General features: G+C 59.8%; 9 protein-coding genes. 4 read left to right on the top strand and 5 right to left on the bottom strand.

Annotated features, from left to right (window positions below; translation table 11 throughout):
• Positions 1 to 203 precede the first annotated feature (203 nt).
• The 4 genes from R3C19_06455 to R3C19_06440 all read left to right on the top strand — a co-directional run bounded on the left by R3C19_06455 (position 204) and on the right by R3C19_06440 (position 6,573).
• Positions 204 to 662 (top strand): hypothetical protein, encoded by a 459-nt coding sequence (locus R3C19_06455; protein MEZ6059984.1) that lies wholly within the window; start codon positions 204 to 206, stop codon positions 660 to 662.
• Between the two features lie 450 nt (positions 663 to 1,112).
• Positions 1,113 to 3,176 (top strand): pilus assembly protein N-terminal domain-containing protein, encoded by a 2,064-nt coding sequence (locus tag R3C19_06450; protein ID MEZ6059983.1) that lies wholly within the window; start codon positions 1,113 to 1,115, stop codon positions 3,174 to 3,176.
• Between the two features lie 203 nt (positions 3,177 to 3,379).
• On the top strand, positions 3,380 to 3,967 hold the full coding sequence (locus tag R3C19_06445) for a hypothetical protein (GenBank protein ID MEZ6059982.1): 588 nt from the start codon (positions 3,380 to 3,382) through the stop codon (positions 3,965 to 3,967).
• 341 nt (positions 3,968 to 4,308) lie between these two features.
• A complete protein-coding gene (locus R3C19_06440) occupies positions 4,309 to 6,573 on the top strand; it encodes a hypothetical protein (protein MEZ6059981.1) in 2,265 nt (754 codons plus the stop codon).
• A 33-nt stretch (positions 6,574 to 6,606) separates the two neighbouring features.
• Here the strand turns inward: R3C19_06440 and R3C19_06435 are convergent, their stop codons facing one another.
• The 5 genes from R3C19_06435 to R3C19_06415 form a co-directional block, all read right to left on the bottom strand.
• A complete protein-coding gene (locus R3C19_06435; GenBank protein MEZ6059980.1) occupies positions 6,607 to 7,419 on the bottom strand; it encodes a choice-of-anchor R domain-containing protein in 813 nt (270 codons plus the stop codon).
• Positions 7,420 to 7,437: 18 nt separating this feature from the next.
• A complete protein-coding gene (locus R3C19_06430; GenBank protein ID MEZ6059979.1) occupies positions 7,438 to 8,313 on the bottom strand; it encodes a hypothetical protein in 876 nt (291 codons plus the stop codon).
• A gap of 207 nt (positions 8,314 to 8,520) precedes the next feature.
• Entirely contained in the window at positions 8,521 to 10,680 is a 2,160-nt protein-coding gene (locus R3C19_06425; protein ID MEZ6059978.1) for a protein kinase, read from the bottom strand.
• A gap of 44 nt (positions 10,681 to 10,724) precedes the next feature.
• Positions 10,725 to 11,336: a sigma-70 family RNA polymerase sigma factor gene (locus R3C19_06420; GenBank protein MEZ6059977.1), complete on the bottom strand. Its 612-nt coding sequence runs from the start codon at positions 11,334 to 11,336 to the stop codon at positions 10,725 to 10,727.
• Positions 11,337 to 11,817: 481 nt separating this feature from the next.
• Positions 11,818 to 13,170, bottom strand: coding sequence for a hypothetical protein (locus R3C19_06415; GenBank protein MEZ6059976.1), 1,353 nt, complete (start codon positions 13,168 to 13,170; stop codon positions 11,818 to 11,820).
• Between the last annotated feature and the right edge of the window lie 56 nt (positions 13,171 to 13,226).

Raw genomic sequence — 13,226 nt, 5'->3', positions numbered from 1 at the left:
ATGTGAACGCTTCATTCAATTCTACGCGGAAGGCGCATTTCGGACGCTCTGACCGTCACATCTTGCCGCGGCGGGATTCTGCGGGAATTGCCAGCGACGATCACTCATTCACCGGGTAGAGATGTGTCTGTGCGGACACGCCGTCGTGTTGACGGGTCACGGTCCTGCTTCCCCGGTCACGATGAGATGAGAGGTTCCATCACATGAAGTTTCTGACTCTGCTGGCTGGTGTTTCCACACTGGCAATCACATGCACAGCATCCGCCACCGCCGGAGGACACGGGCTGTTGGGCCTGAGACCGTTCCATCATGCCGCCGACTGCGGCTGCGCTCAGCCCGCGGCATCCTGTGCGATGCCGACCTGCGCGATGCCGACGTGCGCAGGGCCAACGTGCGCGGCACCGGTGGTTCACGCGCCCGTTCTTGAACCAGGATGTCACTGCGGAGCCGCCGTCAGCGGTTGCTGCGGTCTGGGAGGTGCGGCCGGGCTCGCGGGACTGTACGCAGGCGGCGGTTATGCAGCGGGCGGATCGCTGACCGGTTACGAGGGACTTCCAAACATGGATGGCGGCGGAATCCACAATCGGTACCCGTACCACAGTTACCGACGTCCCTGGGCGCATCCCGGGCCGGCCTCAACCAACATCAACATTGTCTGGTAAGGCCTGCCGCGATCGGTCAATGTGGTTTCGGGGACCGTGACGGCAGACGGACACGATTGTCAGTGGATTCCCTACGGACAGGACGCCGACGCCGGCGGCGTCCTGCAATTCTCACCCCGCGGCGGTCCGTCAGGCAGTTTCGGCCGGCTCTGAACACCGCTTTCGGATTCCGCACCACCGTCAGGCATTCCCTATCTTTCCTGACCGGACCCCGCAATCGCCCCGCGGCGAATTTGATCGCAGTTCGATACGAGCGCCATCAGGTTTCGCTGAATCGAACGACGATAAGCCTTGCAATGATTGCACGGTGTCCGCCCCGTGACTCCGGATGTTCCGCGCGAGCCAGATCCTGGCGTTGCGCGGGGTAACGGCGTCGCCGCGGAAGTTCAACGATTCCGGCGGGCGAAAGCCCGCTGCCCCGAAGATGCGACATGGAAGGAGCAGCTTCGAATGTCAGCCGACCTTTTCGGTTCCTTTGCTCTCTTGCGACGACTGCGGACGACCGCATCTTCACTGGCCCGGCGTGCGTTTGTCGCGGGAACCGTGGCGGGCACCTGCCTGGCCATGTCATCCGCGGACGCTCAGATCGGACTGCCGGGGCTGCACCATACGCAGCCGCAAGGCCAGCCACAGGTCGCCGCGACGCCCGTCGCGATGTCCATGCAGCCGGACTCGACGGTGTCGGGTCGCGTCGATGCGATTCACAGCCCCAACGTCCAGAAGCTGCTGTCTCCGCAATACAAGCTGGACCTTGAGCGACGTCACAGCCAACTGGTCATCACCAACCGGAATATTCGCCGGATTGCCGTGACGGACTCAACGGTTGCCAACTACGTCCAGTACAGCCCGACGGAAGTTGCCGTCGTGGGACTGGAAATTGGCAAGACAGACCTTGCCATCTGGTTTGAAGGTGAAGCGGCGCCGTCGATCTACGAAGTGTCGGTCGTTCGCGACCACAGCCTGGAAGAGCAGCGGCAGACGGACTTCGGACGCCTTGAACGACGCCTGTCCGTCATCTTCCCGAATTCCAATGTCTACCTGGAACCTGTCGGCAATCAGGTCATCATCAAAGGACAGGCCTACGATTCCCAGGAAGCCTCTCAGATCATGCAGATCGTCCGGACGGAAGTCTTCAGCTCCTTCGGACGATACAACAACTTCTACGATCAGGGCGGTGCGGGCGCCGTGTCCGGCATCAACGGACAGTTCGGCCAGAACCAGTTCCAGAACGGAATCGGCGCTGCCAATGACATCGTTGTCAACATGCTGCAGGTTCCCGGTGAGTTCAACATCAAGATGCGAGTCGTCATCGCGGAAGTTGACCGCTCCCAGATGAGGAACGCGGGCATCGACTGGGATGTGTTCTTCAACAACGGACGACACGTTGTCAGCGGAGCACTCGGCGGGCTGACCGGAACAACGCTTAGCGGCGTCTTCGAAAACGGCGAAATCGGAGTCTTTGTTCGCTGGCTGGCAACGAACGGAACCGCCACTCTGCTGGCCGAACCGACGATCGTCTGCATGAGCGGCCATTCGGCCAGCCTGCTGGCCGGCGGTGAATTCGCCGTTCCCACAATCATCGGACTCGGCGGAGGACAGAACACGACCTTCCGCGGTATCGGTACCAGCATGATCGTGACGCCGACCGTCATCGATCGCGACCTGATTCGACTGCAGATCGTCCCGGAATTCAGCGCTCTGAACAACACCAACGCCGTGAACGGAATTCCGGGAACGACCGTCAAGCGAGTTCAGACGACCGTGGAACTGCGGGAAGGTCAGACGCTGGCACTCGGCGGCCTGATTTCGCGAAAGACGAACTCATCAGTCAGCCGGATTCCGCTGCTGGGAGACATTCCGTTCATCGGCAGCCGCATTTTCCACGCCAAGAATGCTGACGAAGGTGAAACTGAACTTCTGGTGCTGGTGTCTCCGGAAATCGTTCGTCCGATGGAACCCGATGAAGTTCCGCCGCTGCCGAACTACTACGTCACGCATCCCAACGATCATGATCTGTGGAAGTATGGCCGCACCGAAGGCAACCCGGACACAAACGTCTACCAGGTTCAGCCCTTCGGATCAGGTGCAACCTACGGCGTTCCGCAGGGATACAGCCTGTTCAATCCGCCGGTCAACGGACCGGGATTCACTCCGACTCAGACGGCCATGTCGCCTCAGCCGATCCAATACAACGGCGGCTATGACCAGAGTGCTCAGTACCTGACACCGCAGCCTGACATGATGCTGCCGCCTGCATCGGGCTATCAAAGTCCCGCTCCCATGTACCAGGCTCCGCCGGCTTATCAGCAGATGAACCCGGCTCCGCAGATGGGAGTTCCGGGAGCTGCCCCGCAGACACCATTGCCTCCGATTCCCGGCGGCTACCAGGGTTCCATCGAACCTGCCGGGAAGTCGAATGAATCGATGCTGACCAAAATGGGCAACCTGTTTCGGGGTGGTCAGGCTGCCGAACAGAACAATCGGCCGATCCACACAGTCGGATGGACCCGCTGACCGGAAGATGAATCCGCATCGGGAACAACTTTGGTATCCGGGGACCGCATGAAGTCTCCGATACCCGGGCAATGCCGGATGCTGGTTTCAACAGTCTGCAACAGCAGCGTTCCGACGGGTACATCGCCCTGTGGAATGACGCCTGACCTGAAACACAAAAACTCCTCTCTCAAACCCGCCGGACCGGTAATACGAGGATTCTCATGCTGACTCATCGCCTACATCAATGGAAACTCGTCGCCGTGGCCGCCCTGACAGGTGCCTGCACCGGCTGCATTGTCCCCATGCCATTGGCGTCCTCTCACCATTCAATGGCGGTTCCCGACATGATGCCGCTGGGAGCCATCAGCCGGGCTCACTGGCATATGATGGAAACCAACGGCGAAGCCAGTGACTTTGTCATTCATCGCAGTGAGTTCGTCGACAACTCATCCGAGCTGTCGCCGTATGGTCGCGATCATATTCAGGAAATTGCTGCACGCATGTCGTCCGCTCCGTTTCCGGTGCTGGTCGAACGCAGCGTCAACAACTCCGATCCCGAACTGGATGCAATTCGTCGCAACCTGGTCTCCCGCGTGCTCACCGACTTGGGCAACCCGGATGCCGATCAGAGGACGGTGGTGGCACAGCCCTACAGCAACGGCATCAATTCCATCGAAGGCGAAGCGGACCTGTCACGGTTTCGTCTCAGCCGCGGCCGTTCGGGTGGGTACGGCGGCGGCGGGTTCGGCGGTGGTTTCGGAGGCGGCGGATTCGGCGGCGGCGGATTCGGCGGCGGATTCGGTTTCTAAACCCTGCGGAACGGCAGTTCAGCCGGCAGCCCCGGTCATCAGAATCAAGACGGGCGAACGGACTCATCAGGAATCCGGTCGCCCGTTTTCGTTTGCGCAGAAGACCGGAAATTCTCCATTCTCTGTCATCGCCCCGGTCTGCGGCACAAATTGCCGGTTCGCCGGTTTCGGTGCAGGGTCATCTCGACATGGTTTTTCAGTTGGCCTATAACGCCAGTCCTCTCATTGCCGGATCGAGTTAGGATTCGGCATCTCCGACCGATTCACCGGTCAGACAACTGCTGTCTCTGCAGACTCCTCTCACAACTCTCCCGCCGTTTTCGCAATAGGGAAGCCCTGTTATGTCAGGCCACTCGCAGTGGGCGTTGCTTGTCTGCGCCGTTGTGTTGTCCGGGTGCCAGTCGACCGGTTCCAGCCGATTTCCCTGGTTGCCGCTTGCCAGCCGCGACGAATTCTCCGCGGACAAGATGAGTTCCGTGGATGAACTCCAGCCGGCGTTCGCCGCGAATTCGTCGTCGACGGGGCAGCCGTCCGGCGGCTCCGGAGACCAGCGAGCTGTCGCATCGGAGCGAGTTTCCCGACTGATCGCCGACGCTCAGCGTTCCGTTCAAAGCGCCGGGCAATCTCCGACCGATCCTGCCCGCCTGGAAAACGCGAAGCATCTTTATCAGCAGGCACTGCAGCTTGATCCTCGCAGCGCGGCCGCGCATCACGGGATTGCTGTCATCGCCGACCTGGAAAAGAACTGGGGACTTGCCGAGATTCACTACAAACAGGCCCTCGCCCGGTCTCCGCGAGACGCCAGCCTGCTGAACGACCTGGGTTACTCTTACCTGCTGCAGAACCGCTTTCATGAGTCGTCTGAGTATCTGAATCAGGCAATTCAGGTCGAACCCAATCATGAACACGCACGAATCAACCTGGCACTGCTGTCGGTGAAGCGAGGTGATCGGGACGCCGCCTACGCTCAGTTGTCGCACCTGTTTCCACCGCAGGAAGCGCAGCGGATGCTGACACGTCTGGAGAACGATGTGCAGTCAACGGCCAACAACGTGGCCGCCACGGAAACACCCGAGATTCCAAGAGGCGCCAGCTTCGACGAAGCAATGCGCATCGCAGCGCAGGTCGGTCGGCAGGAACGACTGGAACGTCAGCAGCGATCCGCTCCCGCGCCCATCGCTCCCCATGGCGCGAACCCGCAGTGGCCGGGATCCTCCGCGAATCAGCAGGATCCTCGTGCCATCGCACAGGGTGCCTTCCCACAAGGCACCTTCCCACAAGGCACCTTCCCACAAGGCACCTTCCCACAAGGCACGGCTGCGCAGGGAACCTTCGCACCCGTCAGTGACACCAGAACTCTTCAGCCGCCCAGGCTTCAGCCGAATCTGTCGCAACCGAATTCGGGACAATTCGCAGCCCCGCTGCCGCAGGTGCTTCCCGCGGCAGTCGCTACTTCCGGAACCGGGAGGATGGGTGCGAATGTCAGTACGGCCACGCTGACCAATCCGCCGCAAAACTTCCAGCCGCCTCCGCAGTTCCACAACATTCCGTACACACAGAATGTCACACCGAATATTCCGGGCAGCAACCAATATGCCGGAAGCGGTCAACCATCCGCGGCAAACAATTACCCGAACTCCGGGCAGCCTGTCGGAGGCGTCGTGGCTCTGAACCATGAAGCAGGAACCACAGCAGCAGCCTCAAACATCCAGACCGCATCCTATCCACAGACGGGAACTCCTGGACCGAGTTCATTTCCCGGCGAGCAACAGCCGTACTCACAATCGCAGTACACTCAGCCGGCATACTCGCAACCACAATACGACCAGCAACGTTATGGACAGCCGCAATACATGCAGCTTGGACCGGTTGGTTCCAGTGCCGGGAACTACGGCCAGTATCCGGCGACAACGTCCACAGCAAACAGTCAGGTCTCCGGACTGGGATTGATTCAACAGGTCACGCCGCAGTCCTCGCTCAATGGCACAGGTTCACCGCTGAATCCGCGTGTCAGCCAGGCTCCGATGACGGGACTGAACACCGGCCCGGATTCGCTGTTTCCCATTGGCGCGCCACCGCGATCAATGGCAGCCTATGAGAATTCAGCCGCATCCGGCGGAGAAGCCTACGGACTTCCACCCCAGCAACAGCCAACGTCCGGTCCCGCCTTTTCTTCGTCACCGGGATCGAATTCCGTCCTGAACGGAGCCATGTTCCCGCAGACTCAAAGCTATCTTCCGACGCAGCAGCAGTTCGACGTGGCGTCACAGCGATATCAGAACATGTCCTCGGTGCCATCCGCTATCGGAATGTATCCCGGCGGCTATCCTGCAGCGGGTCAGCAGCCGGGCTATGGTGTGAATCCGCCGAATCCGTCGCCATACTCGACGGCCGCATACGGGCAGTCGCCTGCGGGTCAGAATACCGGTCTGCCCGTATCGCCCGCCAGCTACGGAAGCAATCCGCCACAGCCAACCGTGGCAGCTCCGAACCCACTGGCCGCCTACGAACAGCAGCTCCGCAATCACGACAGCGACTACCACCGCGCCCTGCAGCAGATCAACAATCCGCAGGCCGGAATTGAAGCTGTCCCCGCGCAGTATTGAGCCCGGCAGCAAAGAACTCGCTCTCCACGTTCGTCAGCCTGACGTGACCAGTACGTTCCGGCGGTCCAACGGAACCCCGCGCGATGGCCCCACTGCTGTGCGAATTCGACTTCTGGAGCTGCGGCAGACCGCAATCACTCCCGCCACGAGCCAAATCAGGCACGATTGCGGTTCGGGAACGGCCGTGGCGGTTCCTTCGACTCGAAACGCCAGCGGACGCTCAATGGCCGCATCGGTCCACGGGTCAACTGGAAAGCCACCGCGGCGTGACTGCGACAAGACGGACACGCTCTGCCCCGTCGTGTTCAGCGCCCAGTTGTAATCGTAGTTGGACGTCGTGCCGGAAATTAAAGTCCGCGTCGGTTCCAGGACAATCCAGTACGTGCCCCCGTTTATGAGCAAGGGGTTTAACGCGGACTCCAGTCGGGTGTTTTCCGCAAGAAAGGGACTGTCATTCGGCCAGAGAATGCTGCTGTCGTCGAGGATTTCCAGTGTGTTTCCCGGCATTCCCATTTCGTCAGCGGCCAGCCGAACTTCGAGGCTTTGGTTGAACGCCGGGGGACCAGCGAACGTGACTGGCAACGTCACTGCGGTCAGGCGAAAGTCGTTTCCCGAAACTGTAAAAGCTGCCGCACTTCTCTTGTAGCTGGATCCCAGAATCGGAGCAGATGACCCGCCAGCCGCGCGATAGACTGATGCTCCCGCTGCACCGCCTGGGTCGTAGTTATCAAAAACGATCGCCGCAAATGAGGTCTGAGCCGTCGTTGGAATTGCGAGCAGTATGGTGAAAAACAAACCCAGCAGGCGAGTCGATCCCGACAGACAACGAATCCTCCTGTCGCTCATCATGGAACTCCTGATTTTTCACGAAGCCAGTCCGCTGGAAGTTCCGCGGCGGATCTCTGAGTGCGCTACAAACTTCAGCTGCCGAATGTTCCAGGGTGCTGCGGGCAAGTCACTTTGACCATGAGCCCGGAAGCTGTCCCGCTGCAGGAAGTTATGCAGTCGCCGCCGACCACCAGCAGCGAGAAACAGCAGGCCAAACGCCATGATCATCGGCGCGGTGGCCGTCGGTTCCGGCACGGCGGTGAGATCCAGATTGCGCAGAAAATCTCTTCCGTAGCTGGCATCGATGTCAAAAACCAGTTGCCGGACTCCGGCGATGCTGCCGTTCAGCGTGGCGGTGTGCGGGGTTGTCGAACCTCCGATCGTGGCGTAATTCCAAAAATCGTCCGCGACGTCGTAGGACCAGGGATCTGATCCGAACCCCGATGTTGTGTCTGCCGTCAAGCTACTGAGATCAATTGCTTCTCCAGAGGCATCGAACATCTGGACGCTGAAAATGCTTCGGTCTGCAACTTCGTTCAGTCCGGTGAAACTCACAGCATTGAATTGCCAGGATTCCGGCAGAGTCATCGTGATGGTGAAGTCGCGGCTGCTGGCGACGCTAACATCACCGCCAATTCCCCAGTCGAGGCTCCGTGTGGAGCCGTCTCCCAGGACTTCACGAACCGGATTCACCACATCCGCGTTGCTGCCATCGGGCACCGCTGTCCAGGTGAAAATCCTGCCGTCGACCGTGCCGGTTCCCGATGAACTGCCATCCGAAAACGAAACCAGACCGCCGTTCGCCACCGAACTGAACAGCAGGAACCCGGCTACATACGCCAGCCGACAGCCGCTGAAAATCCGTCGGGGTCGGCAGCAGGTTGAAAACGTCGCTGGTCGAATGAGCTGCACTCCGCCAGCTTCGATAGTTTTAAGAAAGCCCATAGACATGCCTCAACGATCCGAGTCGCCTGAAGATTGCGCAGCTCCGCCGCGTAAGGACGGCGTTCTTGCTGGAAAAGGTCCGGGCGGGAGGCCGCAATCACACAATCCTCCCCCAAGAGACTCAATCCAAGCGCGCCACACGAAAATCCGGTGAAACAGGGCGCGCGGCGTAAGTCAGTCTTCCAGAACGACTTCGCAGTCGGGAATCGCCGCCAGCAGCCTGTCTACTCCCGCCTCGGTGACAGCGGTTTCGACGAGATACAGAGTCTGCAGCCGCCGCAGATCCTTTAGAAACGACAGACCGTCGTCCGTCACACCGGTGTTCGACAGGGAAAGCGATTCCAGACTGGTGAGCGACGACAAATGAGCCAACCCGGAATCCGTCACACTGGTCTGCCTCAGATCGAGTTCCTCCAGCGATTCCAGCTGGCCGACGAACTTCAGTCCGGCATCTGTGATCCGCGTGCCTTTGACAAACAGTCGCCGCAGGTGTTGCTGATCGGCGAGTCGCTGCAGCGTCAGATCAGTGATTTTGGTATCGCTGAGAACCAGTTCCAGCAGGTTGCTCAGTTGTGTCAGAGGCTCCACTCCTTCGTCGGTCAGCGCTGCTCCGTAAAGGTAAATATCAGACAGCGTTTTGACCTGACCCAGCAGATGGACGCCGCGGTCGCTGATTCGAGTGTGCTGCAGAGTCAGTCCGACCAGGTTGCGCAAGCCGGAAATTTCTTCCAGGAATTCGTCGTCGACCTGCGGATTGCCAGCCAGCATGATGTACACAAGACGAAAGGGAGTTTGCGGCAAATCGTCGGCCGACGTGACTCGGATCGAATCTTCCCGGTCAGCAATATCGATCTCGCCACCGATCTCCAGCACACGGACGGCGACTTCGCGATCGGTTTGAATGGCGGCTTGCGCTGGCGGTGTGATTGTGGAAGCATTCGTCACATTCGCCTGTGACAACTTGTTACCGGATGTCTCGTCGGGCCCCGGGAGCGCAGTCCACAATGCGCCGGCCAGAACCAGCAGCAACGCGCCAATAATGGCTGCGGGAATGGGCATCGCGCGACGTAGACCGGCCGTGTCAACAGTTTGCGCTTTCCACGTGGTGGCCAGCTCTGCTGAAGGAAACGCCAGGTCCGTTCCGATTGCAGTCGCCAATTCATCCGGCTCGGCGATGCCTGCGGCCATGCTCAACGCGGGCAGATCGCATCCCGCTGTGAAGGGTTCGAGTGCCGCGGCGACGTCAACGGGCTGTGAAGGTCGTTCCTCCGGGTGTCGGTTCAACATGCGGTTGACCAGGCTAGCCAGTTCCGGTGGCAGTTCCGAACGGCGCGTCGTCACGTCGGGTGCTTCAAAGTTCGGCAGCGCGGCCGCTTTCTTCAATGGAGTATCCAGGTTGAGTGCGTCCAGTGGCGACTTTCCGGTCAGCAGCTTGAACAGTGTCGCTCCGAGTCCATAAACGTCCGCTCGAATATCGACTTCGGTGCTGACCGCCTGCTCCGGAGCCATGTAGTCGAGCGTGCCCATCACCTGTCCGGTTTCTGTCAGTTCTTCGGCAGTCGGAAACCGCCGGTCATCCAGCAGGGCAAGTCCCAGGTCTGTCACCTTCACGGTGCCCTCTCGGGTCAGCATCAGATTTGATGGTGCGATGTCGCGGTGAACGAGACCATGTTCGTGAATGTGCTGCAGCCCCAGCGCCGCCTGTTTGACAATTTCACAGGCGTCTGGAATCGTCAGCGAGCCTTGCGACCGCAGCAACCTTGAAAGATCGCATCCGTCGACGACGTCCATCACCAGAAAATGCTGCCCGCGGTATTCGCCGGCATCAGCCGCGCGGACAAGATTCGGATGATTGAACCGCCCCATCGCTTCAATTTCACGGCGAAAGCGAGCGATTGCCTTTGAAGACTTTGTCCGCGAAGGATGCAACAGTTTCAACGCCACCTGACGGTTCAGACCGACGTGAACCGCAAGGTAGACGACTCCCATTCCGCCTTTTCCCAGAATTCGCAGCAATCTGTAGTCGCGAATCTGAGTCGCAGGCGGTTCCGTTACGGCAGCGGGTGCCGGCGCTGCAGGTGACTCGAATGGCGTCGCCTGTTCTGCCATCCGGATGGCGGTTTCACACTGCGGCTCATCGGCGTAGTGGTTGTCCGGCGGCTGATCGTTCAGCAGCTCGAATTCCGGCAGGCCATCGCGTTCCATTTCAGCGACCGACTCGCTGCATCGCTGGCAACCATCGACATGATCGCTGATCCGAGCCGCCTGGGATTCGTCCAACTCTGCTGTCAGCCATGCATGCAGCGTTTCTTTGGCGGGGCAGGATGTTTTCATGTAAGTCGAAGTGGTTTCCGGAACTGCCGGCCTTGTTTTGAAATCTACAGTAGAAAGGTCTTGGCGCATTCTTCGCGCAGTCGTTTCAGCACACGATACCTCGCCTGCCGCACCGCCTTGCAGGTCATCGAATGGTCTTCCGCGATGTCTGCGGTTGCGTGACCAAGTACTGCGGAACGCCAGAACACTTCCCACGTATGCGATTCGAAATCAGCACGAATCGTATCCAGAGCGGAACGCAGCAGCAGGACCGATTCTGATTCAAACGACGGATCGTCTTCGCAATTCTCAGGAACTTCATGAAGCCGCAGCAAGTGGTCGGTGCCGCCAGTTCCCTGAGCATCCTGCTGATGTCGGCCGGCATAGCGGCGGACCGCGTTCCTCGAAATCGTCCACAACCAGCCGCGGAATGTACTTCCCGGATTGTGTCGCGAAAAACGACGGACGGCCGCAGCGACCGATCGAAACACATCCTGCACGATGTCAGGAGCGTCGTCGGCAGGAACCTGCCAACGCCGACACCAGCGATAAACCAGCGGACCGTACAGTGCAACCAGACGAGACCACGCCGCCTGGTCCAGATCCGGATCCTGCAAACGCCGCAGCAGATTTGCCGAAATCGATTCCGACAAGTCTTCGAGATTCTCGATTGACATCTCCGATCCAAACTCCGGCGACACCTGACAGCAGTTCGTAAATCCACAGATCTTTCTCGCCCATGGCGTCGCATCAGTATAACCATGCCGTGCCGCCGAAGCGGCGAAGAATTCCGTGAACCGATCCGCCGGGTCCAGCTTTCGTCGCGCCGGTCTTTTCCAATTTGATACAGGAGTACCTTATTTCGCCGGGCTTAGCGTAGAGTATTCCCACTCCATTCTCGGCTGGATTCTTCTCTGCATCGTCCGCAGGAGCGGTGAGTGGTGCTATGCTTCAGCGGCGGCTCCACGCGGAACACACCGCGTTGCGGGATGTCGAATTGATCATGACGTCGTCTCAATTGTGAAAGTGTGAGTCGAATCTGCAGACTGCCAACACTGTTGGATGTCCGATTCGGTTGATTGTGCCGCCGAACGATGTGATTTGAGCCCCCATTACCAGAGTCTGGACAGAGGTTCTCTCAGGCACTTTGCTGCTTGATTACTTGCCCGACGGAAGCAACGCAGTCTTGAGCGCTTCCTGGATTCGCCGTTCCGAGCCGGGGGCGACCCAGAGCCATTTGTCGTGGAAGCTGTCGGCGAAGGCGGATTCTGTGGGGATATAGCCGGGCCAGCATTCGCCGTAGCCTACCGAAACGACGAATGAATCCGGTTTCATTTGCTGAGCCATCAGTTGATAGCCGACGAAGGATTCCCCAGGAAACAGCAGCAGTTGCGCGTTGCCGAAGTCGATGCACGGGACGTCAATCGGCTGACCCGAGGATGCTCGCTGGAAGTTCGACAGGCCCATGGCTGCCAGAATGCGGTCTTCCGTCCGCTGTGTTTCGTCGGCAAGAGTTGCTCGCAGCTTGTCGGGTTCCAAATCGCCGTGACGGTAGTACTCAAGCTGCAGCGGTGTGCTTCGAAACGTGATCTTCGTCAGCGGAACGGTGGTGGTTGCGTCCCAGGCGGCGGTCATCGCGGCGTGAAGCCGGTTGGTTAGTTCAACACGGCTCGCTTCTGAGCCGTCGTTGTATTTTCCCGCTGTCACGTCGCCGCTGCAGCCTGAGGCGTAGATCTGCATGACGCCGGGAAGATCCCGCTGGCGCTGTCGTCGCGCGAGTCCGACGAAATCGGCCGACACCTCGCCCTGTCCGTAGTAGCTCATCGGATGGGTCGCGTAGACACTGAGCGCGACCAGCGGTTTGTCGCCGTTCCAGAACGAAAGCGTCCTGACATCGGGGTCGATCTCTCCGACGGGAGCACTGCTGAGAAACTCATCGGCGCCGCTGCGGCTGCCGCGATCAAATGTGACTCGCCCGTCCGCCATGACGACTCGACGATTCGACGCGATGTTTTCAACCGGTGCTTTCCCCGTTCCGACATGCGTCACCGGCTGTGACGATTCGAGTCCCTGCCTCAGCGCTGCGGCAACGCGTTCGATGCAGACGGCGTGGAAGTCTTCGTCGTAGAGTTCGCCTTTCAGGCCGACTTCGGCCAGCAGCGCTGCCGCACCGGCATCGGCGACCGGAGCGTCGTGCTGATGCAGACTCGTCACCAGCACGTGACCCCGCACGGTTCCGGCCGCCGCGGCCAGAGCGTCTCGCCATTCGTCGTAGGCTCCGTTGCGGATTTCGCACCAGTCCACGGCAACGACGACAATCGGCTTGTCGGCTCCCAGCAGCACAAAGCCGTGAGCTTCCAAAGGATCAGCGATCTTCCGGACTTTCGTCGGCAGAACTCCCATGCACCGATGGCCGATCGGTACGGTCACATCGGCGGAGAACGTGGCGACGCGGAACCCTCCTTCGTTCGGCGGATCAGCGACCGCATTCACTGCGAACGCAGCGAGCACGACGAGCGCCGCGATGATCCGGGCACCAAGTACGAATGGCCGACCGACGACAGTTG

The organism is Planctomycetaceae bacterium, assembly GCA_041398785.1.
GTDB lineage: Bacteria > Planctomycetota > Planctomycetia > Planctomycetales > Planctomycetaceae > JAWKUA01.
This window is presented reverse-complemented; position numbering and strand designations above follow the sequence as displayed.

Excerpts from the sequence above, each read along its gene's own strand:
- R3C19_06455 (MEZ6059984.1), top strand. The coding sequence starts at position 204 with ATGAAGTTTCTGACTCTGCTGGCTGGTGTTTCCACACTGGCAATCACA.
- R3C19_06450 (MEZ6059983.1), top strand. The coding sequence starts at position 1,113 with ATGTCAGCCGACCTTTTCGGTTCCTTTGCTCTCTTGCGACGACTGCGG.
- R3C19_06445 (MEZ6059982.1), top strand. The coding sequence starts at position 3,380 with ATGCTGACTCATCGCCTACATCAATGGAAACTCGTCGCCGTGGCCGCC.
- R3C19_06440 (MEZ6059981.1), top strand. The coding sequence starts at position 4,309 with ATGTCAGGCCACTCGCAGTGGGCGTTGCTTGTCTGCGCCGTTGTGTTG.
- R3C19_06435 (MEZ6059980.1), bottom strand. The coding sequence starts at position 7,419 with ATGAGCGACAGGAGGATTCGTTGTCTGTCGGGATCGACTCGCCTGCTG.
- R3C19_06425 (MEZ6059978.1), bottom strand. The coding sequence starts at position 10,680 with ATGAAAACATCCTGCCCCGCCAAAGAAACGCTGCATGCATGGCTGACA.
- R3C19_06420 (MEZ6059977.1), bottom strand. The coding sequence starts at position 11,336 with ATGTCAATCGAGAATCTCGAAGACTTGTCGGAATCGATTTCGGCAAAT.